General features: G+C 68.7%; 25 protein-coding genes. 9 read left to right on the top strand and 16 right to left on the bottom strand.

What is annotated here, in order from left to right; genetic code table 11:
• Positions 1-4 precede the first annotated feature (4 nt).
• Both AC3WMR_RS16265 and AC3WMR_RS16270 read right to left on the bottom strand, forming a co-directional pair.
• Positions 5-157: a hypothetical protein gene (locus AC3WMR_RS16265; RefSeq protein ID WP_492264179.1), complete on the bottom strand. Its 153-nt coding sequence runs from the start codon at positions 155-157 to the stop codon at positions 5-7.
• Between the two features lie 20 nt (positions 158-177).
• Positions 178-516 carry a PepSY domain-containing protein gene (locus AC3WMR_RS16270; protein ID WP_492264178.1) on the bottom strand — a complete coding sequence of 113 codons (339 nt, stop codon included), beginning with the start codon at positions 514-516 and terminating at the stop codon, positions 178-180.
• A gap of 199 nt (positions 517-715) precedes the next feature.
• Here AC3WMR_RS16270 and AC3WMR_RS16275 point away from each other — a divergent pair, with 199 nt between their 5' ends.
• From AC3WMR_RS16275 to AC3WMR_RS16285, 3 genes are read left to right on the top strand one after another with little or no spacing between them, the layout of a single operon-like run.
• Entirely contained in the window at positions 716-1,063 is a 348-nt protein-coding gene (locus tag AC3WMR_RS16275; RefSeq protein ID WP_492264177.1) for a PepSY domain-containing protein, read from the top strand.
• Positions 1,063-1,725 carry a response regulator transcription factor gene (locus AC3WMR_RS16280; RefSeq protein ID WP_492264176.1) on the top strand — a complete coding sequence of 221 codons (663 nt, stop codon included), beginning with the start codon at positions 1,063-1,065 and terminating at the stop codon, positions 1,723-1,725. Before AC3WMR_RS16275 ends, AC3WMR_RS16280 begins: the two co-directional genes overlap by 1 nt.
• Positions 1,722-3,104 carry a sensor histidine kinase gene (locus tag AC3WMR_RS16285; RefSeq protein ID WP_492264175.1) on the top strand — a complete coding sequence of 461 codons (1,383 nt, stop codon included), beginning with the start codon at positions 1,722-1,724 and terminating at the stop codon, positions 3,102-3,104. The genes AC3WMR_RS16280 and AC3WMR_RS16285 overlap by 4 nt, the downstream gene beginning before the upstream one ends.
• A 41-nt stretch (positions 3,105-3,145) precedes the next feature.
• Here AC3WMR_RS16285 and AC3WMR_RS16290 read toward each other — a convergent pair whose 3' ends face one another.
• The 4 genes from AC3WMR_RS16290 to AC3WMR_RS16305 all read right to left on the bottom strand — a co-directional run bounded on the left by AC3WMR_RS16290 (position 3,146) and on the right by AC3WMR_RS16305 (position 5,908).
• Positions 3,146-3,574: a universal stress protein gene (locus tag AC3WMR_RS16290; protein ID WP_492264174.1), complete on the bottom strand. Its 429-nt coding sequence runs from the start codon at positions 3,572-3,574 to the stop codon at positions 3,146-3,148.
• An 11-nt stretch (positions 3,575-3,585) separates the two neighbouring features.
• Complete coding sequence (locus tag AC3WMR_RS16295) at positions 3,586-4,011, bottom strand: universal stress protein (protein WP_492264173.1); 426 nt, start codon at positions 4,009-4,011, stop codon at positions 3,586-3,588.
• A 128-nt stretch (positions 4,012-4,139) separates the two neighbouring features.
• The gene (murI, locus tag AC3WMR_RS16300) at positions 4,140-4,943 is read right to left on the bottom strand and encodes a glutamate racemase (protein ID WP_492264172.1); all 804 of its coding nucleotides are present in this window, start codon (positions 4,941-4,943) and stop codon (positions 4,140-4,142) included.
• Between the two features lie 44 nt (positions 4,944-4,987).
• Positions 4,988-5,908, bottom strand: coding sequence for a LysR family transcriptional regulator (locus AC3WMR_RS16305; RefSeq protein ID WP_492264171.1), 921 nt, complete (start codon positions 5,906-5,908; stop codon positions 4,988-4,990).
• Between the two features lie 87 nt (positions 5,909-5,995).
• Between AC3WMR_RS16305 and AC3WMR_RS16310 the strand changes: the two genes are divergently transcribed.
• The 3 genes from AC3WMR_RS16310 to AC3WMR_RS16320 are packed head-to-tail and all read left to right on the top strand — an operon-like array spanning position 5,996 to position 7,814.
• Positions 5,996-6,571 (top strand): chromate transporter, encoded by a 576-nt coding sequence (locus tag AC3WMR_RS16310; RefSeq protein ID WP_492264170.1) that lies wholly within the window; start codon positions 5,996-5,998, stop codon positions 6,569-6,571.
• Positions 6,568-7,092, top strand: a complete 525-nt coding sequence (locus AC3WMR_RS16315; protein ID WP_175194041.1) for a chromate transporter — start codon at positions 6,568-6,570, stop codon at positions 7,090-7,092. Before AC3WMR_RS16310 ends, AC3WMR_RS16315 begins: the two co-directional genes overlap by 4 nt.
• A gap of 32 nt (positions 7,093-7,124) precedes the next feature.
• Entirely contained in the window at positions 7,125-7,814 is a 690-nt protein-coding gene (locus AC3WMR_RS16320) for a DUF1345 domain-containing protein (protein ID WP_025137282.1), read from the top strand.
• A gap of 59 nt (positions 7,815-7,873) precedes the next feature.
• On the opposite strand, the gene AC3WMR_RS16325 is transcribed toward AC3WMR_RS16320, so the two are convergent.
• From AC3WMR_RS16325 to AC3WMR_RS16355, 7 genes are all read right to left on the bottom strand, one after another.
• A complete protein-coding gene (locus AC3WMR_RS16325) occupies positions 7,874-9,016 on the bottom strand; it encodes a methyltransferase (protein ID WP_492264169.1) in 1,143 nt (380 codons plus the stop codon).
• A 156-nt stretch (positions 9,017-9,172) separates the two neighbouring features.
• Positions 9,173-10,840: an OFA family MFS transporter gene (locus AC3WMR_RS16330; protein WP_492264168.1), complete on the bottom strand. Its 1,668-nt coding sequence runs from the start codon at positions 10,838-10,840 to the stop codon at positions 9,173-9,175.
• Positions 10,841-10,953: 113 nt separating this feature from the next.
• Positions 10,954-11,211 carry a formate dehydrogenase subunit delta gene (locus AC3WMR_RS16335; protein ID WP_492264167.1) on the bottom strand — a complete coding sequence of 86 codons (258 nt, stop codon included), beginning with the start codon at positions 11,209-11,211 and terminating at the stop codon, positions 10,954-10,956.
• Between the two features lie 18 nt (positions 11,212-11,229).
• Positions 11,230-12,060, bottom strand: coding sequence for a formate dehydrogenase accessory sulfurtransferase FdhD (gene fdhD, locus AC3WMR_RS16340; protein WP_492264166.1), 831 nt, complete (start codon positions 12,058-12,060; stop codon positions 11,230-11,232).
• Positions 12,061-12,082: 22 nt separating this feature from the next.
• A complete protein-coding gene (gene fdhF / locus AC3WMR_RS16345) occupies positions 12,083-14,959 on the bottom strand; it encodes a formate dehydrogenase subunit alpha (protein ID WP_492264165.1) in 2,877 nt (958 codons plus the stop codon).
• A 13-nt stretch (positions 14,960-14,972) separates the two neighbouring features.
• Positions 14,973-16,544 carry a formate dehydrogenase beta subunit gene (locus AC3WMR_RS16350; protein ID WP_492264164.1) on the bottom strand — a complete coding sequence of 524 codons (1,572 nt, stop codon included), beginning with the start codon at positions 16,542-16,544 and terminating at the stop codon, positions 14,973-14,975.
• Positions 16,541-17,098 carry a formate dehydrogenase subunit gamma gene (locus AC3WMR_RS16355; protein WP_175194054.1) on the bottom strand — a complete coding sequence of 186 codons (558 nt, stop codon included), beginning with the start codon at positions 17,096-17,098 and terminating at the stop codon, positions 16,541-16,543. Before AC3WMR_RS16355 ends, AC3WMR_RS16350 begins: the two co-directional genes overlap by 4 nt.
• 159 nt (positions 17,099-17,257) lie before the next feature.
• Here AC3WMR_RS16355 and AC3WMR_RS16360 point away from each other — a divergent pair, with 159 nt between their 5' ends.
• From AC3WMR_RS16360 to mobA, 3 genes are read left to right on the top strand one after another with little or no spacing between them, the layout of a single operon-like run.
• Positions 17,258-18,328, top strand: a complete 1,071-nt coding sequence (locus AC3WMR_RS16360) for a substrate-binding domain-containing protein (RefSeq protein ID WP_492264163.1) — start codon at positions 17,258-17,260, stop codon at positions 18,326-18,328.
• 23 nt (positions 18,329-18,351) lie between these two features.
• Entirely contained in the window at positions 18,352-19,446 is a 1,095-nt protein-coding gene (moaA, locus tag AC3WMR_RS16365) for a GTP 3',8-cyclase MoaA (protein ID WP_492264162.1), read from the top strand.
• Positions 19,439-20,062 carry a molybdenum cofactor guanylyltransferase MobA gene (gene mobA, locus AC3WMR_RS16370; protein ID WP_492264161.1) on the top strand — a complete coding sequence of 208 codons (624 nt, stop codon included), beginning with the start codon at positions 19,439-19,441 and terminating at the stop codon, positions 20,060-20,062. Before moaA ends, mobA begins: the two co-directional genes overlap by 8 nt.
• Here mobA and AC3WMR_RS16375 read toward each other — a convergent pair.
• The 3 genes from AC3WMR_RS16375 to AC3WMR_RS16385 are packed head-to-tail and all read right to left on the bottom strand — an operon-like array spanning position 20,047 to position 22,257.
• Entirely contained in the window at positions 20,047-21,252 is a 1,206-nt protein-coding gene (locus AC3WMR_RS16375; protein ID WP_492264160.1) for a molybdopterin molybdotransferase MoeA, read from the bottom strand. The genes mobA and AC3WMR_RS16375 overlap by 16 nt on opposite strands.
• Before the next feature lie 4 nt (positions 21,253-21,256).
• Positions 21,257-21,778, bottom strand: a complete 522-nt coding sequence (gene moaB, locus AC3WMR_RS16380; protein WP_492264159.1) for a molybdenum cofactor biosynthesis protein B — start codon at positions 21,776-21,778, stop codon at positions 21,257-21,259.
• On the bottom strand, positions 21,775-22,257 hold the full coding sequence (locus tag AC3WMR_RS16385; protein WP_492264158.1) for a molybdenum cofactor biosynthesis protein MoaE: 483 nt from the start codon (positions 22,255-22,257) through the stop codon (positions 21,775-21,777). Before AC3WMR_RS16385 ends, moaB begins: the two co-directional genes overlap by 4 nt.

Genomic DNA, 22,257 nt, shown 5'->3' on the forward strand with positions numbered 1-22,257 from the left:
GGCGCTAGCGCATGTCGAACGCTTCCTGGTGCCAGCGCACGGCGCCTTGGGCCAGGTCCGCGGCGGTCAGGCGGTGGCGGGCATCGTGCACCTGCAGCGTGACGTTGCCCAATGCCTGGCGGCGTTGCGCCAGGGCGATGAGGGGCTCCAGTGTCATGCCGGGCCCCGTGGCGCGCATCAATCCTTGATGCGGCTGCGCAGTACGGCGCCGGTCTGCGCATCCACGCGCAGCTTCACGCGCTGGCCTTGCGGGTCATCGGCCTTGACGTCGTAGGCGCGGTGGTGCTCCAGCTCGATCTCGGTGATATTGCGGTAGCCGGCGGCCGTCAGGCTGTCGTAGATCTGGCGCACGGTCAGGATCTGCGCGGGGGCGGCCTGGGTGGCAACGGGGGCGGCGGGGGCCGCGGCCGGCTGCGGGGCGGCCTGGGCGAAGGCCGCGGCGCTGGTCAGGGTGGCGGCGCCCAGGGCGAAGGCGGCCAGGGTGTGGCGGATCGAAGGCTTGAGGGTCGTCGTCATGGTGATAGCTCCTTGTGGGTTGGAATATGGCCAACAGGCCGGCCATGCATGCATTATTCGGGCCGGCCCATGAACCGTTTCTGAAGCCGCCGTTCACCTGCCGTTCATCCTCGTTTCGCTATAACGAAGGCGTAGTGCCGACTCTGTTTTTCCCCGGTGTCCCGCGTTATCCTGGACGCCACCCATCACGGAACTCCCCATGACCGCAGGCAAGCGCATCGCTCTCTGGCTGTCCGGCGGCGCGCTGGCCGCGGCGCTGGCCATCGGGCCCGGCCCCGGCCGCGCCGACGAAAGCGACCACGAACAGGCCCGCCAGGCTCTGCAGGCCGGCAAGGTGATGCCGCTGCGCGCGGTGCTCGATATCGTCGAACGCGATTACCCCGGCCAGGTCATGAAGGTTGAATTCGAAGAAGACGACGGCCTCTACCTGTACGAGATCCGGCTGCTGCAGCCCGGCGGTAACCTGGTCAAGCTGAAGATCGACGCGCGTGACGGCTCCGTGCTGGGCATCAAGGGCCGCGACATCCAGTTCCGGAACAAACACTGATGCGCCTGCTCGTTGTCGAAGACGAACCCACCCTGGCCGCGCAGTTGTCCGACGCCCTGCGCCAGGCCGGCTACACCGTCGACACCGCGGCCGACGGCGCCACCGCCCACTACATGGGCGAGGTCGAAACCTACGACGTGGTGGTGCTGGACCTGGGCCTGCCCGTGATGGACGGGCTGACCGTGCTCAAGCAGTGGCGCGCCGCCGGCCACGGCATGCCGGTGCTGATCCTGACCGCGCGTGCCAACTGGCACGAAAAGGTCGCCGGCATCGACGCGGGCGCGGATGACTACCTGACCAAGCCTTTTCACATGGAAGAGCTGCTTGCCCGCGTGCGCGCGCTGCTGCGCCGCCACAGCGGCCATGCCAGCGCGCAGTGGCGCTGCGGCCCGCTGATGCTCGACACGCGCCAGGCCAAGGTCACGGTGAACGGCCAGGCGCTCAACCTGACCAGCCATGAATTCAAGGTGCTGGCGGTGCTGATGCAGCGGCCGGGCGAAGTGATTTCGCGCAGCGAACTCACCGAACACATCTACGCGCAGGACCACGACCGCGACTCCAACACCATCGAAGTCTTCATCGGCCGCCTGCGCAAGAAGCTGCCGCCGGACACCATCGAAACCGTGCGCGGGCTGGGTTATCGGCTGGCGAGCGGCGCATGACCGTGCCGCGCCCGCCCGGGTCACTGCGCTGGCGGCTGCTGGCCGGCACGCTGGCCTGGATCGCGCTGACCATCGTGCTGGCCGGCTGGGGCCTGGGCAGCCTGTTTCGCCAGCACATCACCGAGCAATTGCGGGCCGAACTGGCGCTGCACCTGAACCAGCTGACCGCCGCGGTCAGCGTCGCGCCCGACGGGCGGCCCGTGGTGGCTCCGCCGCTGAGCGATCCGCGGCTGGAGCAGCCGCTGTCCGGCCTGTACTGGCAGATCGACCGGCTGGACGAACAGGGCCGTCTGGCGGCCGCCGGCGTGGTCCGCTCGCGCTCGCTCTGGGACCAGGTGCTGGCCTTGCCCGCGGCTGACAGCGCCGACGGCGCCTACGACATCACCGGCCCCGAAGGCCATGGCCTGACCGCGCTGACACGCACGCTCAAACCCGAAGACGCCGACGCTGCCACGCTGCGCCTGGTCGTCGCCGCCGACCGCCAGGTGCTGGCCGAGCCGATCGAACGCTTCAATCACATGCTGCTGCTGTCGCTGGGCGCGCTGGCGGCCGGGCTGGTGGCGGCGGCGGTGGTGCAGGTGGCGGTGGGGCTGCGGCCGCTGGGGCGGCTGCGTCGCCAGCTGGCCGCGCAGCAGGGCGGCAACAGCGTGCGCATCGACGGCCGCTATCCCAGCGAAATCCAGCCGCTGGTCGACGACTTCAACCGCGTGCTGGCCGTCAACGCCGACATCGTGCAGCGGGCCCGCACGCAGGCCGGCAACCTGGCCCACGCCGTGAAGACCCCGCTGACGATCCTGGCCAATGCTGCTGCGCGTGAAGACGGGCCGTTTGCCCGCCTGGCGCGCGAACAGGTCACGCTGGCGCAGCGCCAGATCGACTACCACCTGGCGCGCGCCCGGGCCGCCGCGGCGTCGGGCGCCGAAGGCGGGCGCACGCCGCTGCGGCCGCCGGTCGAGGCGCTGCTGCGCGTCATGCGCCGGCTTTACGCCGCGCGTGAACTGGACCTTGATATGACCGATTTCGCCGACGGCCTGATCTTTCGCGGCGAAGAGCAGGACCTGCAGGAAATGGTGGGCAACCTGCTGGACAACGCCTGCAAGTGGGCCGCGGGGCGGGTGCGCATCCACGCGCATGCCGCGTCGCCCGACCGCCTGCAGATCCAGATCGATGACGACGGCCCCGGCATTGCCGAAGGCGAGCGCGAACGCGTCTTCGAACGCGGCGTGCGCATGGACGAACAGCGCCCCGGTTCGGGGCTGGGGCTGGATATCGTGCGGGACCTGGCCAGCACCTACGGCGGCGAGGTGCGCGCCGAACAGTCGCCGCTGGGCGGCCTGCGCGTGACGCTGACGCTGCCGGCGCTGGCCTTGCCCGCGTAAGGCGTGCAGGGGGCAACCGCGCCAGTCGCCGCCGCAACGGCCTATTTCACCAGCGTCACCGGCACTTCGGCCAGTTGCACGACCTGGTTGGCGACCGATCCGATCAGCATGCCCGCGAAGGCGCCGCGCCCGCGCGTGCCCATGACGATGCGCGCGCATTGGTGCTGCTGTGCGTAGGCGTTGATCTCTACCGCCGGATTGCCGAATTCGACATGGCTCGTATAGTCGTTGCCGGTTACGTCGAGCAGCTTGCGCGCTTCGTCGGCGGCTTCCTGGCCTTCGCGTACGTAGTATTCGTCGATCATGTCCTGCGTGACCAGTCGCGACAGGCCGGCGCGGCCCTGTGGCGGCGTCTGGATGTTGAGCAGGTGGATGCGCGCGTCCTTCGCGCCTTGCGCCAGCTGGCGCGCGTGCAGCACGGCGCGATTGGCGTCGTCGGAACCGTCGACCGGGACCAGGATGTTCAGCATGGCGGGCTCCTTTACTTGACCAGGGTGACGGGCAGGGACGTCAGGTGCAGCACGCGGGTGGCAACAGAGCCCATGAACAGCGCCGCCACGGACCCCAACCCACGCGTGCCCATGGTGATTTCATCGGCGTCGATTTCATCGGCCACGCGCACGATGGTCTCGGCGGGGGCGCCGATCTCGATGCGTTCGCCAAAAGGCACGCCCTCGGCGGCCAGCAACGCGCGGGCTTCACGCAGTGCGGCGTTGCCTTCTTCGCGGTGATAGGCGTCGATGTCGGCCTGCGACAGGCCGCGGCCGATCTTGCCGGCCTGCAGCGGAATCTGCACGGTCAGGAGCTCGACGCGCTCGACCGGGTCGTAGCGGTGCGCCTGCAACAGGGCGCGCACGGCATGCACCGCATGCGTCGAGCCGTCCACGGGGATCAGAATGCGTTTCATCGCGTCTCCTTGGTCGATAACGCTACTTTAAGGAATTATTCAGCAATGCGGGGTGCGCCGGATCAAATGACGCCGGGATTCACCCCCAACGGCCACTGCCACGACGGACAGCCCGGGTCCGACCGCACCTAGCGCCATTGCGCAGGCGTCTGCGTGGCCTGGGCCGGCAAGCCGAGCAGCCGCGCGCCCATTTGCGCCAGCGCCGCCGGGTCGCCGGTGGTTTCCAGTGCCAGCGTGCCCGGCCCATCCGCCTTCAGCCAGCCGCGTTCCTGCAACTGGTGACGCAGCCGGCGCGCCACGGGGCCGCCGGTTTCCAGCAGCGGCACGGTGGGGCCGGCGGCCGCGGCAATCGCCTTGCGCAGGAACGGAAAGTGGGTGCAGCCCAGCACCAGCGCGTCCGCGCCCTGGGCCAGCAGTTCGCGTACGGGCGCCGCGACCGCGTGCGCGGCCTTCGGGCCGCTGATCTCGCCCTGTTCCACCAGCAGCACCCATTCGGGGCAGGGCCGGAACAGGATGCGGATCTCGGGCGCCTCGCGCTGCACCAGCGCGGCGAACTTGGGGCTGGCCAGCGTGCCGGTGGTGGCGAACACGCCGACCACGCCGCTGTGCGTCAGGTGGGCGGCCGGCTTGATCGCCGGTTCCACGCCGATGATGATCAGGTCGGGATGGCGCGCGCGCAGCGCGGCGATGGCGGCCGCGGTGGCCGTATTGCACGCCACCACCATGGCCCGGGCCTGGCGCGACACGAAGTAATCGGCAATGGCCAGCGACCGTTGCTGCACGTAGTCCTGGCTTTTTTCGCCGTAGGGCACGTGGGCCGAGTCCGCCAGGTACAGCAGGTCTTCCTGCGGCAGCGCGTCGCGGATGGCGCGCAAGACGCTCAGTCCGCCGACGCCGGAGTCATACACGCCTATGGGATGGGGGGCAGCCATTTCGATTGGGCAAAAACAAAGGTGCCGGCAAGTGTAGCGCCGCCTCAGGCCTCGGGCGTGTCGCGGTGCGCCCGCACTTCTTCGATCAGACGGCGGATGGCGCCCGACAGCGGCGCGTCGCGCCAGATCAGCGTCAGCGGGGCGCGCAGTTCCACCGGCCCCGTGATGTTCACGTACACCACGCCCTCGATGTTGACCCGCCGCAGCGACGCCGGCACCAGCGATACGCCCAGGCCCGCCGCCACCAGGCTCAGCGTGGACAGCATGCGCGGCGCTTCCTGCGCCACGCGCGGGCTGAAGCCGGCCGCGCCGCAGGCCGTGATGATGGCGTCGTACAGGCCCGGGCCGCTGTGGCGCCGATAGAGAATCAGGGATTCCTCGGCCAGCTCGGACAGCGCGATGCGCTTGCGGGCGCGGCCCTTGACCATGGGGTGGTCCGCCGGAAAGGCGGCCAGCATGCTTTCTTCCAACACGGTCTCGAACGCCACGCCGCGCTCGACGCCGTGCGAGCCGCGAATGAAGGCCACGTCCACCCGGCCGTCGCGCACCTCTTGCATCAGCTCGCCGGTGCTGCTTTCTTCCAGCACCAGCCGCACCTGCGGCGCAATTTCGCGAAAACGCCGGATCACCGACGGCACGAAGGGGTGGAAGGCCGCCGACCCGGTAAAGCCCACGGTCAGGCGCCCGGCCTCGCCCAGCGACACGCGCCGCACGCCGTCCACCGCCTGGTCCACCAGCGCCAGGATGCTGCGCGCATCAGCCAGCAGCGCGCGGCCGCTCTCGGTCAGTTCCATGCCGCGCGGCAGGCGGTGGAACAGCGTCACGCCCAGCTCCTCTTCCAGCACGCGGATCTGCTGGCTCAGCGGCGGCTGGCGGATGCCCAGGCGGGCGGCCGCGCGCGTCAGGTGGGATTCCTCGGCCACCGCCAGGAAGTACCGCAACAGCCGCAGGTCGACGGATGACATATGGAATGGATATGAATGTTTAGCCAGTCATATATTAGACATTATCTGAGGGCGGGAGTAGGCTGCGGTCTATTCATCCAGAAGATCATGAACGCAGCACCGACTCCCCCTGACGCCGCCCTGCGGCCCCCGCCCACCTGTGGGCAACTGTTCTACGGCTTTCTCATGCTGGGCCTGACGGCCTTCGGCGGCGCGCTGCCCCTGGCGCGCCGCATGGTGGTGGAAAAGCACCGCTGGCTGAGCGGCGCCGAATTCACCGACCTGCTGGGCCTGTGCCAGTTCCTGCCGGGCGGCAACATCATCAACCTGTCGGTCGCCCTGGGCATGAAATTCCGCGGCCCGCGCGGCGCCTTTGCCGCACTGATGGGCCTGATCCTGGCACCCTCGGCCATCGTGGTGCTGCTGGGCATGGTCTACGACCGTTTCCAGAACGATCCGCACATCCAGCACCTGTTCGCCGGCCTGGCCGCCGCCGCGGCGGGCCTGTTGATCTCCATGGCCGTCAAGATCGGCACGCCGGTGCTCAAGCGACGCGACTGGCTGGCCGGCCTGGTGGCCACGGCGTGCTTCATCGCCATCGCGGTGCTGCGCATTCCGCTGCTGCCCACCATGGCGGTACTGACGCCGCTGAGCATCCTGCTGGTCTGGAGGCAACGCCGATGATCCAGACCCTGATCGCCCTGGCCATCATCTTTTCGCAGCTGTCCGTGCTGGCGTTTGGCGGGGGCAACACCATCCTGCCGGAAATGCAGCGCCAGGTCGTGGAAGTGCATGGCTGGATGACGGCCGCCGACTTCTCGGCGCTGTTCGCCCTGGGCCAGGCCGCGCCCGGCCCCAACCTGATGGTCGTCACCCTGGTGGGCTGGCACGTGGCCGGCTGGATGGGCATGCTGGTGACCACCATTGCCAAGTTCGGGCCGTCGTCCATCATCACGGTCATCGCCCTGGGCCTGTGGGAACGCTTCAAGGACCGGCCCTGGCGCGGCGTGATCCAGGCCGGCATCTTCCCCATGACGGTGGGGCTGGTGGCCGCCAGCGCCGCGCTCATCACCGAGGCCTCGGTGCATTCCTGGCTGCTGGGCGCCATCACCGCGGTGGTGGCGGTGCTGGGCAGCGCCACGCGGATTCATCCGCTGTGGCTGCTGTTCGGCGGCGCGCTGGTGGGATTGCTGGCTATCGGTTAGCGTTAGGGCTCTTGCCACGCCAGGAAGCCCCCATGTCGCTGCCGGTCAAGGATCATGATGCCGACGCGCCGCCCGCCGCGGTCGCGCGCCTGCCCTTCTTTCATGCGCACCTGCGCCTGGTGCTGTGCGGCCTGCTGTTTGTCGCGGTGGCCGCGGGCCTTTACCTCGCCGGCATGTCGCCCAGCCGTGCGGGCCTGCTGGGCTTTGACGTCGCCGCGCTGGTGTTCCTCTTGGTCACCGGCGCCGCCTTCGGCAAGGCCACGCCCGAATCCATGCGGATACGGGCCCAGCAGGTCGACGTGGGCCGCACCGGCGTGCTCTGGAGCAGTGTGGCGCTGTCGTGCCTGGTGATGCTGGCGCTCTGGACCGAAATGCGCGCCGCCGGCGGCGCCGAAGGCGTGGCGGACCTGATCGCCGCCGCCGTCAGCATCGTGCTGTCGTGGCTGTACATGAACATGATCTTCGCCCTGCACTATGCCCACGGCTACTACAGCCACCGGAACGGCATGCACAAGGGCCTGGATTTCCCCGGCAAGGAAGACCCGGACTACTGGGACTTCGCCTACTTCGCGCTGGTGCTGGGCATGACCTTCCAGGTGTCCGACGTGCAGATCGTCAGCCGCCGGTTGCGGCGCACGGCGCTGATGCACAGCGTCATCGCCTTCTTCTTCAACGTCTTCATCATCGCCATCAGCGTGAACGTGGCCGCCGGGCGGGCATGAAAAAGGCCGGGGAAGCTTCCCCGGCCCGTTAGCCGTTCAGCGGGTCACGGCGCGTGCCGTCAGGCCGCGGCCTCGGCCGCCGCCAGGCGCCACAGCGACGTCACTTCCTTCGAGCGCGCTGCGTACAGCGGATCGTTCGCGTCCTTGGCGCGGGCATGCGTCGGGCGCGTATCGATGCGCTCGACCACCCGCAGGCCAGCCTGCTGGATCATTTCCAGCAATTGCTCGCGGGTGCGCAGGCCCAGGTGCTCGGCCAGGTCCGACAGGATCAGCCAGCCTTCGCCGTTGGGCGTCAGGTGCGCCGCCAGGCCGTTGAGAAAACCGCGCAGCATACGGCTGTCCGGGTCGTACACGGCATGCTCGACCGGCGAGCTGGGGCGAGCCGGCAGCCACGGCGGATTGCAGACGATCAGCGAGACCCGGCCTTCGGGGAACAGGTCGGCCTGTTCCACGTCGACCTGCTTGGACAGGCCCAGCCGGTCCAGGTTTTCGCGGGCGCAGGCCAGGGCGCGCGGGTCCATGTCGGTGGCGATGACGCGCTTGCCGCCGCGGCGCGCCAGCACGGCCGCCAGCACGCCGGTGCCGGTGCCGATATCGAAGGCCACGCTGCCGCGCGGCATCGGGGTGTTGGCGACCAGGTCCACGTATTCGCCGCGCAGCGGCGAGAACACGCCGTAGTGCGGATGGATGCGGTTGTTCAGCGCGGCAATTTCCACGCCTTTCTTGCGCCATTCAAAGGCACCGATCAAGCCCAGCAGTTCGCGCAGCGACGCCACATAGGGTTCGTCGGCCGGGCCGTGGGCTTCTTCGCAGGCCTGCCGGGCATCGGGCGCGCGGCGCAGCGAAATGCCGTGGCCGGCGTCGAACGGAATCAACAGCATGCCCAGGATGCGGGCGCGCTGCGACTGGATCTGGCGATGCTGGTTGAACGCTTCCAGCAAGGTCTCGACCGGCTTGCGCGGACGCTTGTCCACGCGCCGGGTCATGGCCTGCAGCAAGAGGCGCGCGTTCTGGAAGTCGCCGCGCCAGAGCAGGCCCACGCCTTCGCAGGCCTGGCGGTAGGCCATGTCCGCGGTGGTGCGGTCGTCGGCCAGCACCACCCGCTTGGGGGGCGTGGCGCCGGTTTCCGAGCGCCAGCGGGCGGTGTGCGTGGTCTGGTCGGGGGCGTCGCCTTCCGTCCAGCTCAGTTCAGGCAGGGTCAACGTGGCGCTCCAGCAATAAGGGGCTTCTTGGGCAGGCAGGTCATGGGGGAGGGGAATTGGGGGAAAAGAGAAAAAAGAAAGGGCGCGGCTGCCAATGTAGCAGCTTCGCGCCCTGGGGACGGGCTGGCGCGCGCGGCGCCGCCCGGGCAAACGGGGTCAGTGGAACAGCACCACGGCCTTTTGCAGCGTGATCCAGACGCCCCACGCCAGCGGAATGCCCACGCAGGCCCAGGCAAACAGCACCAGCGCCAGCGGCGTGCGGAAGGTGGACGTGCCCGACCCGTGGGTCTCGGCCGCCGCGGCGCGTTCGTGCGCCAGGGCCTTTTCGCGGGCCAGTTCCTCGTCGGTCATGAAGTACTTGGGGTTCACCGGGCGGATCGCCAGGTTGCACAGGAACCCCAGCACCAGCATGCCCGCCAGGATGTACATGGTGATGTCATACACCTGCGCCCGCGGCACGCCGATGGACAGCTGGTATTCGCGGATGTAGTTCACCAGCACCGGGCCGAAGATGCCCGCCGCCGACCAGGCCGTCAGCAGGCGGCCGTGGATGGCGCCCACCATCTGGGTGCCGAACAGGTCCGCCAGGTAGGCCGGCACCGTGGCGAAGCCGCCGCCGTACATCGACAGGATCACGCAGAAGGCGGCCACGAACAGCGCCAGCGCGCCCATGTGCGCCGTCCAGGGAATGGCGGCGTACAGCACGAAACCCAGCACGAAGAAGATCAGGTAGGTCAGCTTGCGGCCCAGCTTGTCGGACAGGCTGGCCCAGAAGAAGCGGCCGCCGATGTTGAACAGGCTGAGCAAGCCTGTGAAGCCCGCGGCGATGGCGGCAATGGCCGCCAGCTGGCTCTTGTCGAGCTGGCCATAGCCCAGTTCAGGCTTGTTGATCAGGCCGCCGCCGAACACTTCCTGCAGCAGCGGCGAAGCCATGCCCAGGATGCCGATGCCGGCGGTCACGTTCAGGCACAGCACCAGCCACACCAGCCAGAACTGCGGCACGCCCCAGACCCGCTTCACGTGGACGTGGCCCTTGGTGATCATGGCATTGTTGGCCTGCTTGGCGGGCGCCGTCCAGCCCTCGGGCTTCCAGCCGGTGGGCGGCACGCGGTAACCCATCGCGCCGGACATCATGAAGACGAAATACACCACCGCCATGGTCAGGAAGGTCTGCCAGACGCCGACCGAGGTGGGCGTGGCGAAGTGGCGCATCAGCAGGTCGGCCAGCGGCGCGCCGATCATGGCGCCGCCGCCAAAGCCCATGATGGCCATGCCGGTCGCCATGCCGCGGCGGTCGGGGAACCACTTGATCAGCGTGCTGACCGGCGAGATATAGCCCAGCCCCAGGCCGATGCCGCCGATGACGCCGGACCCCAGCCACAGCATCCACATCTGGTGCAGGTAGACCCCGAAGGCCGAGATCACCAGGCCGCAGCACCAGCACACCGCCGACACCACGCCCGCCTTGCGCGGACCGGCGCGTTCCAGCCAGCCGCCCCACAGCGCCGCGGAACAGCCCAGCAGCACGAAGAACAGGGTGTACATCCACCCCATGGTCGAGATCCGCCAGTCGCAGCTGGTGGTGAACAGCTCGGCCGCCAGGCTCATGTCGGCCGGGCAGGCCAGCGGCTGGGCGCCGCCGATCGCCTTGGACAAAGGCAGCCAGAACACCGAGAAGCCATAGGCCATCCCGATGCACAGGTGGATGGCCAGGGCGGCCGGGGGCACCAGCCAGCGGGAAAAGCCCGGCCCGGCGATGGTGCGTTCTTTGTCCAGAATGCCGGGCTTTGAGCCAGGCAGATCCAGTGTTGCAGTGCTTTCCATGAGGTCTCCTCGGGGTGCGGCTTTATAGCGCGCGTCAGACCGGAAAATCCAGTCCCGCGCTTCTTGTGAACCCTTTGCTGCGGTAAAGCGTGCTGCGGCGGCGCCTGCCCGGTCTACGACACGCGGGCAAGCGGCGTCAGGCGCTGGCGGTTCTGCGTGACCGCCTCCAGCACCAGGGGGTGCAACTGCTGTTCGCCGGCATCGCCATCGGGCTGCCGGGCCAGGAAGTCCAGCAATTCGTTGCGCATGCGCGGTTCCCAGAATTTGTGGATATGGTTGGCCACGCCCTCCACCGCTTCCGGGTGCACCGGCATGGCTTCGAAGAATTGGCCGATGCGGTTGGCCATGCGGATCAGGTTGCCGATTTCCATGCGTGTGTCGCGTCCGGTCTAGGAGGTGATGCGTTCAGGGTGGGAATACAGGGTGGCGTCGTCGCCGCGCAGAAAGCCCAGCAGCGCGATGCCGGCGCTGTCCGCCAGCCGCACCGCCAGCGCGGTGGGGGCCGATACCGCCGCCAGCACGCCGACGCCGGCAGAAGCCGTCTTCTGCACCATTTCAAAACTGGCGCGGCTGGACACCAGCACCATGCCGCCGCCGGCCGGCATGGCTTGGCGCGCCAGGGCGCCCACCAGCTTGTCCAGCGCGTTGTGGCGGCCCACGTCTTCGCGCACCAGCGCGACCGTGCCGTCGGCGTCCGCCCAGCCGGCGGCGTGGGTGGCCCCGGTCAGGTCGTGCAGGGCCTGGCGCGCGCGCATGGCGCCCATGGCTCGCAGCACGGCGCCGATGGCCAGCGGCGCGCCGGCCGGTACCGGGTCCACGGGCCGCAGCACTTCGGGCAGCGTTTCCACGCCGCACAGGCCGCAGCCGGTGCGCCCGGCCATGGCGCGGCGGCGCGACTTCAGCCGCGCTTCGCACGCGCTGGAGATTTCCACCTGCACCACGATGCCGTCGCATTGCGGCAGCACATCGATGCCGCGCACGTCGGCCACGCTGTCGATGATGCCTTCCGACAGCGAAAAACCCACTGCGAAGTCTTCCAGGTCGGCCGGCGTGGCCAACATGGTGGCGTGGCTGATGCCGTTGAATTCCAGCGCCACGGGCGTTTCCTCGGCCAGGTGGTCGGCCTCGGCGCCGGCCACGAGGGCGCCGGCCCGCACGCGGGTCACCTGGGCCGCCACGCTATCTAGGCGGTCGGACGGGGAAGAGGGGCGTGGGTCCATGGCGGTTCCGGGGCAGTCGGGGTTATTTCCCCGTCAGCGCGGCTTCGCTTTCGCGTGAACGTTCACGCAGCAGCTTTTGCTGGATGTCCGCGAAACGCGACCATTGCCGCTGCCATTCCGAAGGTTGGGACACCCGCGTCAGCTGCACCGCGGTGACCTTGTATTCGGGGCAGTTGGTGGCCCAGTCGGAGTTGTCGGTCGTGACGACGTTGGCGCCGGACTCGGGGAAGTGGAACGTGGTGTATACCACGCCCGGCTGTACGCGGTCGGTCAGCGTCGCACGCAGCACCGTCTCGCCCGCGCGGCTCTGCACGCCGACCCAGTCGCCGTCCTTCACGCCGCGGTCTTCCGCGTCCTGCGGGTGGATTTCCAGCACGTCCTCGCTGTGCCACATCACGTTGGGCGTGCGGCGGGTCTGCGCGCCCACGTTGTATTGCGACAGGATGCGCCCGGTGGTCAAGAGCAGCGGGAAGCGGCGCGTGCTGCGTTCGTCGGTGGGTACGTACTTGGTGATCATGAACTTGCCCTTGCCGCGCACGAAGGCATCGATGTGCATGATCGGCGTGCCTTCCGGCGCATCGTCATTGCACGGCCATTGCAGGCTGCCCAGCTTGTCCAGTTTTTCGTAGCTGACGCCGCTGAAGGTCGGCGTCAGGCGTGCGATCTCTTCCATGATCTCGCGCGGATGGCGGTAGTTCATGGGGTAGCCCAGCGCGTTAGACAACGCCACCGTCACTTCCCAGTCCGACTTGCCGTTCTTCGGTTCCATCACCTTGCGCACCCGCGAAATGCGGCGCTCGGCGTTGGTGAACGTGCCATCCTTTTCCAGGAACGACGAGCCCGGCAGGAACACGTGCGCGTACTTGGCCGTTTCGTTCAGGAACAGGTCCTGCACCACGATGCATTCCATCGCCGCCAGCGCCGCCGCCACATGCTGCGTGTTCGGGTCGGACTGCACGATGTCTTCGCCCTGGCAGTACAGACCCTTGAACGAGCCGCCCAGTGCGGCCTCGAACATGTTCGGAATGCGCAGGCCGGGTTCGGGCTGCAAGGTCACGCCCCAGTCGGCCTCGAATTGCGCCCGCACGACGTTGTCGGAAATGTGGCGGTAGCCGGGCAGTTCGTGCGGGAACGAACCCATGTCGCACGAACCCTGCACGTTGTTCTGGCCGCGCAGCGGATTCACACCCACGCCTTCGCGGCCGACGTTGCCGGTCGCCATGGCCAGATTGGCGATCGCCATCACGGTGGTGGACCCCTGGCTGTGTTCGGTCACGCCCAGGCCGTAATAGATCGAGCCATTGCCGCCGGTGGCGAACAGCCGCGCCGCGCCGCGCACGGCCTGCGCCGGCACGCCGGTGATCTCGGCCATGGCTTCGGGCGAATTCTCGGGCAGCGAGACGAAGTCGCGCCATTCCTGGAAGGCGCGGGTTTCGCAGCGCTCGGCCACGAAGGTCTCGTCGATCAGGCCTTCGGTGGCGATCACATGGGCCAGCGACGACAGCAGCGCGGTGTTGGTGCCCGGGCGCACCTGCAGGTGGAAATCGGCCTTGATGTGCGGCGAGCTCACCAGTTCGATGCGGCGCGGGTCGATCACGATCAGGCGCGCGCCCTGGCGCAGCCGGCGCTTCAGGCGCGAGGCGAACACGGGGTGGCCGCTGGACGGGTTGGCGCCCATCACGATCACCACGTCGGTATGCATGACCGAATCGAACGTCTGCGTGCCGGCCGATTCGCCCAGCGTCTGCTTCAGGCCGTAGCCGGTGGGCGAATGGCAGACCCGCGCGCAGGTGTCGACGTTGTTGGTGCCGAAGGCGGCGCGCACCAGTTTCTGCACCAGCCAGGTTTCTTCATTGGTGCAGCGCGACGACGTGATGCCGCCCACCGCGTCACGGCCGAATTCGCCCTGGATGCGGCGAAATTCCGATGCGGCGTAGTTGATCGCCTCGTCCCAGGACACTTCCTTCCAGGAATCCGTGATGTGCTTGCGGATCATCGGCTTGAGCACCCGTTCCTTGTGCGTGGCGTAGCCCCAGGCAAAGCGGCCCTTCACACACGAGTGGCCGCGATTGGCCTGGCCGTCTTTCCAGGGCACCATGCGCACCACTTCCTGGCCCTTCATTTCGGCCTTGAAGCCGCAGCCCACGCCGCAGTAAGCGCAGGTGGTCACGACCGAATGCTCGGCCTGGCCCATCATGATGACGGTCTTTTCCTGCAGGGTGGACGTGGGACAGGCCTGCACGCAGGCGCCGCAGGACACGCATTCGCTTTCCAGGAAAGGCTGGTCCTGCCCCGGCGACACGCGCGACGCAAAGCCCTTGCCCGAGATCGTCAGCGCGAAGGTGCCCTGGGTTTCCTCGCACGCCCGCACGCAGCGGTTGCAGACGATGCACTTGGACGCGTCGTAGGTGAAGTACGGGTTCGACTCGTCCTTTTCGCTCTTCAAATGGTTGGCCCCGTCGTAGCCGTAGCGCACGTTGCGCAGGCCGACCACGCCGGCCATGTCCTGCAGCTCGCAATCGCCGTTGGCCGGACAGGTCAGGCAGTCCAGCGGGTGGTCGGAAATGTACAGCTCCATCACGCCGCGCCGCAGGTCGTGCAGCTTGGGCGTTTCGGTGTACACCACCATGCCGTTCTCGGCCGGCGTGGTGCACGACGCGGGATAGCCGCGGCGCCCTTCGATCTGTACCAGGCACAACCGGCACGACCCGAAGGGTTCCAGGCTGTCGGTGGCGCACAGCTTGGGGATGTTGATGCCGGCCTCGGCGGCCGCGCGCATCAGCGACGTGCCTTCGGCCACGGTGATTTCCTGGCCATCGATGGTCAGGGTGACGGTCTGCTCGGACACCCGCGCCGGGGTGCCCAGATCGCGGTCGCGCTTGATGACGGTTTCTAGCATGGCGGTCTCGGGGTCAGGCCGGGTGAGCGGCGGGCTGAGGGGTATCGATGCCGAAGTCCTGCGGGAAGTGGTTCAGCGCCGACAGCACGGGGTAGGGCGCCATGCCCCCCAGCGCGCAGAGCGAGCCGCCCAGCATGGTGTCGCACAGGTCCCGCAGCAGATGCACCTGCTGCGCGCGGTCGGGGCCGCCGGCCGAAATCCTGTCGATGGTTTCCACGCCGCGGGTCGAGCCGATGCGGCAGGGCGTGCACTTGCCACAGGACTCGATGGCGCAGAATTCCATCGCGTAGCGCGCCATGCGCGCCATGTCGACCGTGTCGTCGAACGCCACCAGGCCGCCGTGGCCGATCATGGCCGAGATCTGCACGTAGGCCTCGTAGTCCAGCGGCACGTCCCATTGCGATTGCGGCAGGTAGGCGCCCAGGGGGCCGCCGACCTGCACCGCGCGCAGGGGGCGGCCGGACGCGCTGCCGCCGCCAAAGTCATACAGCAGGTCGCGCAGGCTCAGCCCGAAAGCCTTTTCCACCAGCCCGCCTTGCTTGAGGTTGCCGGCCAGCTGGAACGGCAGCGTGCCGTGCGAGCGGCCCACGCCATAGTCGCGGTAATAGGCCGCGCCCTTGGCCAGGATGATCGGCACTGTCGCCAGCGAGATCACGTTGTTGATGACCGTAGGCTTGCCGAACAGGCCCGAGATCGCGGGCAGCGGCGGCTTGGCGCGCACCACGCCGCGCTTGCCTTCCAGGCTTTCCAGCAGCGAGGTTTCTTCGCCGCAGATGTAGGCGCCCGCGCCCTTGCGCACTTCCAGGTCGAAGCGGCGGCCGCTGCCGTGCACGTCGTCACCCAGCCAGCCCACGCTGCGGGCCCGCGCGATGGCGGCTTCCAGCGTGGCGATCGCGTGCGGGTATTCGGACCGCACGTAGATGTAGCCGTAGGTGGCGCCCACCGCCAGGCCGGCGATGGTCATGCCCTCGATCAGCACATAGGGGTCGCCTTCCATCAGCAGGCGGTCGGCAAAGGTGCCCGAATCGCCCTCGTCTGCATTGCAGACGATGTACTTGCGGTCGGCGGGCGAGCCCAGCACCGTCTTCCATTTGATGCCCGTGGGAAACGCCGCGCCGCCGCGGCCGCGCAGGCCCGATGCCACCATCTCGTCGACGATGGCAGCCGGTTCCATGGACAGCGCGCGTTTCAGCCCCTGCAGCCCGCCGTGCGCGGCGTAGTCCTGCAACGACAGCGGGTCGATCACGCCGACCCGGGCGAACGTCAGCCGTTCCTGGTGCTTCAGGTAGGGAATTTCCTCGGTCAGGCCCAGGCGCAGCGGATGTTCACCGCCCGTTAGCCAGCCGGCCTCGAACAGGGCGGGCACGTCTTCGGGCTGCACCGGGCCATAGGCCAGGCGCCCTTCGGGCGTGGCGATTTCCACCAGCGGTTCCAGCCACAGCAGCCCGCGCGAGCCGTTGCGCACCACCTGCACGGCCAGGCCGCGTTCATCGGCGGCCTGCTCGATGGCCTGGGCCACGGCGTCGGCATCCATGGCCAGCGCCGCGGCATCGCGCGGCACGTAGATCGTCAAGGGGGCGGTCATTGGCCGGCCTCCCGCGTGCGGCGCAGCAGCCGGTCCAGCTTGTCGGGCGTGACCCGGGCATGCGGCTGGCCGTCGATCATCACCGCCGGCGACTGGGCGCACAGGCCCAGGCAATACACCGGCTCCAGCGTGAAATCGCCGTCGTGCGTGCTGGCGTGGAAATCACAGCCCAGCGCCTGGCGCGCGTGGGCGGCCAGGTGTTCGCCGCCCATGGCCTGGCAGGCTTCGGCACGGCACACTTCCAGCGTGTGGCGCCCGGCCGGCTCGCTGCGAAAGTGGGGGTAGAAGGTAATGACGCCATGCACTTCGGCGCGGGACAGATTCAGGGCCTCGGCGATGGTCTGCACCGCCTCGGCCGGAATACAGCCCAATTCGTGCTGCACGGCATGCAGCACCGGCAACAGCGGGCCGGGCTGGTCTTTCAGCTGGGCCAGGATGCGGGCCGTGGCGGCGATGGACGGGCTGGCCGACGCCTGGGCGGCATCAAGGGCCAACGGGCCGCCTCGGGCGCCCCCGCTGGACGCCAGATCGGATTTTGCCTCGCGCTGACGCATGGCGGTCTCCTCCAGTTGTGTGCTGGACCCCATTGCAGGGGTTTTATCGTGGGGCGGCGTCCAGAGGTTTAATATGCTTTTAAAAACATATTAAATACCCATGCGCCGCGTTATTTGTGTACTCTAAACAGGTAATTAAACCCGTTCAATAAGAAATAAATGACATATAAGATCGGCCTGCGGCCCCAATGGACCCTGGGTGGAGACGACGCGGCGCCGGTGCCCTTGCAGGACATGCTGGCGCTCTTGGCCGCCATCGACGCCACCGGCAACATCGCCGGCGCCTGTCGCGCCTGCGGGCTGTCGTACCGCCACGCCTGGGGCGTGCTGCGCCGTTTCGAAGGCATCTTCGGCACCCAGCTGCTGATCACCAACCGGCGCCAGGGCACGCAGCTGTCGCCGTTCGCGCAGCGCCTGTTGTGGGCCAACCGCCGCATCGAGGCGCGGCTGATGCCCACGCTGGACAGCATGGCGTCCGAATTGCAGGAAGAACTGGCGCGGCTCCTGCCCGAAAACGGCCCCCACCTGCGACTGCACGCCAGCCATGGCTTTGCCGTGGAATCGCTGATGGAACACATGGGCACGCGCAAGCCGGGGCTGGAATTGCGCTACCGCACGGCCATCGAGGCCCTGGCCTCGCTGGAACGCCACGAATGCGACCTGGCCGGCTTCCAGGTGCCGCTGGGCGACTTCGAGGCGCCCATCATGGAACGCTACGCCCAGTGGCTGCACGCCGACGAATACCTGCTGATCCACCTGGCGGTGCGCAACACGGGCCTGTTCGTCATTGCCGGCAACCCCAAGCGCATCCGCGGCATGGCCGACCTGGCGCGCCAGGACGTGCGCTTCGTCAACCGCCAGATCGGCTCCAGCACCCGCTACCTGGTGGGCCTGATGCTGCAACGCGCGGGCGTGTCGATCAGCGAGGTGCAGGGCTACGAAACCAACGAATTCACCCATATGGCCATTGCCGCCCACATCGCCAGCGGCATGGCCGATACCGGCGTGGGCGTGGAAACCGCCGCCTGCCGCTTCGGCCTGGACTTCATCCCGCTGGTGCGCGAACGCTACTTCTTCGCCATCCGCAAGACCTCGCTCGATACGCCCGCCATGCAGGATCTGCTGGCGCTCATGCGCAGCCCCGACTACGTCGGCTACGTGGGCCAGCTGGTGGGCTACGACGCCAGCCATACCGGCCAGCTGCAAACCCTGGACGAGGCCTTTGCCTGAACGCACCGGGCTATGATGATTCCATGAGCAAAGTGATCCTTCTTGCTGATCGCCGCAACGACCTGCCGGCCCCCGTCGCGCCCCCCGCGCCGGGCCAGCCCGCGCTCGACCTGCGCGCGCGGCCGCTGCGCGACCTGCGCATTTCGGTCACCGATCGCTGCAACTTCCGCTGTACCTACTGCATGCCGCGCGAGGTCTTCGATGCCGACTACACCTTCATGCGGCATTCCGACCTGCTGTCGTTCGAGGAAATCGCGCGCCTGGCCGGCGTGTTCACCCGCCTGGGCGTCGAAAAAATCCGCCTCACGGGCGGCGAGCCCCTGCTGCGCAAACACCTGGAAAACCTGGTGGGCCTGCTGGCCGACGTGCGCACGCCCGCCGGCCAGCCGCTGGAACTGACCCTGACCACCAACGGCAGCGTGCTCGAACGCAAGGCCGCCGACCTGAAAGCCGCGGGCCTGACCCGCGTCACCGTCAGTCTGGACGCGCTGGACGCCGCCATGTTCCAGGACATGAGCGATAGCGGCTTCACGCCCGACGACGTGCTGCGCGGCATCGATGCCGCCGCCCGCGCGGGGCTGGCTCCCGTCAAGGTCAACATGGTGGTGCGGCGCGGCCTGAACGACGCCCAGATCCTGCCCATGGCCGAACGGTTCCGCCGCAGCGGCCACATTCTGCGCTTCATCGAATACATGGACGTCGGCAACACCAACGGCTGGAACCTCACCGAAGTCGTGCCCAGCCAGGAAGTGCTGGCGCGCATCGGCGCGGTCTATCCGCTGGCGCCGGTGGCCGCCGACGACATGGGCCGTGTCGCCGAGCGTTGGCGCTACCTGGATGGCGGCGGCGAGATCGGCGTCATCTCCAGCGTGTCCCACGCCTTCTGTGGCGGCTGTACGCGCGCGCGCCTGTCGCCGGAAGGCAAGCTCTTCCTGTGCCTGTTCGCGCACCAGGGCTACGACTTGCGCGCGCCGCTGCGCGACGGCGCGAGCGACGACGAACTGGCCGCCATCCTCACGGGCATCTGGGCCGGCCGCGGCGACAATTATTCTGAACAACGCGGTCGCCACATGGCCGACCCGGCCCGCAAAGTCGAAATGAGCTACATCGGTGGCTGATCCCGCATCGGCCTTGAATCCGCAGCACATCGCCGGCCTGATCCTGGCTGGCGGCCAGGGCTCGCGCATGGATGGGCGCGACAAAGGCCTGGCGGAGCTGCGCGGCGAACCGCTGGTGGCCCACGTGGCGCAGCGTCTGGCGCCGCAAGTCGGCACGTTGATCATCAGCGCCAACCGCAACGCCGACCTCTATGCCCGCTACGGGCGGGTCGTGGCCGACGACACCGACGCGCTGGGCGCCTGGCAAGGGCCGCTGGCCGGCCTAGCCGCCGGGCTGGCCGCCGCCGCTGCCTGTGATTGGCTGGTGGCCGTGCCTTGCGATACGCCTTTCCTGCCCGGCGACCTGGCGGCCCGCCTGATCGCCGCGGCGCAAGCGGCCGGCGCGCCGCTGGCCTATGCCGTGGCCGGTGGCCGGCGTCATCCGGCCTGCATGGCCGTGCGCCCGGCCTTATTGCCGGCGCTGCGTGATTACCTGGCGGTTGGGGAACGCAAGGTCGGCCTGTGGCAGTCGCAGGCGGGCGGCGTGGCCGCCGTCTTCGACGATGCGCCGGACGCATTCATGAACCTGAATACGCCCGACGACCTGGCCGCCGCCGAACGCTACGCCAGCCAGTGACGCAGGTCGTAGTAGGGCACGCGGTCGCGGTCCTGCACGGGCACGTCGGCCGGCAGGCGCGCCAGGCCCGTGGCCCAGGGCAATGAACTGATCACCCCAGACCCTTGATGGCCGTAAGGCACCAGTTCGGCATTGCCGTCGTCGCCCGTGCGGCGCTGCACGCGCAGGAATTCCTCGCGCGCATCCTGGCGCGGATGCTCGGTGCGCAGCGGCAACCGGCTGACCGGCGGGAACAATTCCTCGCGGCCCTGCATGCGCCGCACCAGCGGCGACACCAGCAGCGTGAACACGGCGTAGGCCGACACCGGATTGCCCGGCAGACTCACCACCGGCTTACCGTCGATCTGTGCAAGCGCCACCGGCTTGCCCGGCTTCATGCGTACCTTCCACAGCGACAGTTCGCCGCCCAGCGTGGCCAGCGCCGGCTTGACCAGATCGCGCTCGCCCACCGACACGCCGCCCACGCTCAGCACCAGGTCGCATTCGGCCAGCAAAGTCTTGAAGGCGGCCAGCAGGTCGGCTTCGGTGTCGCGGGCGTGCAGCACCAGGGCAGGGTCCGCGCCCATGCCGCGCACCAGCGCGGCCAGCATCGGGCCGTTGGAGTTGTAGATCTGCGCCGGCTCGCGCGCGCCGCCCGGCGGCACCAGTTCGTCGCCGGTCGTCAGGATGCCGACCTTCAGGCGGCCCACCACCGGCACGCTGGCCAGGCCTTGCGAGGCCAGCAGCGCAATATGGGCCGCTTGCAATGGCGTGCCGGCGGCCAGCAGCGGGGCGCCGGCCAGCGTGTCCTCGCCGCGCAGGCGAATGTGCTGGCCCAGGCGCGGTTCGCGCGTGATTTCCACCTGGTTATCGGCTTCGTGCGTGTCTTCCTGCATCACCACCGTGTCGGCGCCCGCGGGCACCAGGCTACCCGTGAACAGGCGGATGGCGTGCCCGGGCTTGAGCGGCTCGGGCGTGTCGCCGGCATAGCAGCGCTGCTGGATGGGCAGGCGGGCGCCGGGCTGCCAGTCGGCCAGGCGCACCGCGTAGCCGTCCATGGCGCTGTTGTCGGCCGGCGGGATGTCCACCGTGGCGTCCAGGTCGGCCGCCAGCACGCGTCCGGGGGCGTCGGCCAGGCTGGCATGCTCGCGGCGGGCGAGCGGGGCGGCCGCATTGGCCAGCAGGGTCTGGGCTTGATCGAAATCCAGCATGGGGTCAGTGGTCTTGTTCGCGGTGTTGAAGATGCGTGGCGAAATTGCAGGGGCGATGGCTGTTGTCCAGCTGCTCGCGGATGATCTTGGTCCAGGCCGTTTCGCAGGCGTTGTTGGACCCCGGCAGGCAGAACAGCAGCGTCTGGTTGGCCGACCCGGCAAAGGCGCGCGACTGGATGGTCGAGCTGCCGATCTCGGTGTAGGACAGCTGGCGGAACAGTTCGCCAAAGCCAGGAATCTCGCGGTCCAGCAGCGGGGTGATGGCCTGGGGCACGTGGTCGCGGTGCGAAAAGCCCGTGCCGCCGGTGGTCAGGATGACCTGCACCTCGGGGTCGGCGATCCAGTCGCTGATGACGCGCCGGATCAGGTAGATATCGTCTCGGACGATGTCGCGCCGCACGCATTGGTGGCCGGCCTGCGCCAGGCTGTGCGCCAGCAGGTTGCCGGACGTGTCGTCGCCGGCGCTGCGGGTGTCGCTGATCGTCAGCACGGCGCAGGCCAGCGAGACGGGGGTGACGTCGTTCATGCGGTCTCCTTGGAGGGCGGGGTGTCGGCGTCCCAGGACTGCGTGCGGTCCTGGTCGGATTGGCGCTGTTCGACCCAGAAGCTGTCGCCGCCTGCCAGCGTCTCGCGCTTCCAGAAGGGCGCGCGGGTCTTGAGCGCGTCGATGATGAATTCGCAGCCGCGGAAGGCGTCGCCGCGGTGGGCGCTGGCGGCGGCCACGAACACGATCTGCGCGTTGCGGGCCAAGGCGCCCACCCGGTGCACGATCACGGTGCCGTCCAGCTGCCAGCGCGCGCGCGCCGTGGCGGCAATGTCTTCGAGCTCGCGCTCGCACATGCCGGGGTAGTGTTCCAGGTACAGCGTGTCGGTGGGGGTGTCCGGGGCGTAGTCGCGCACATAGCCCACGAACGTGACGATGCCGCCCACGCCCGGGCCGGCGCTGGCGCGCAGGGCCGCCGTCAGCGCGGCCGCGTCGAAATCGGCTTCCTGCACGATGACCAT

Source organism: Achromobacter sp. FW305-C-28, assembly GCF_058783235.1.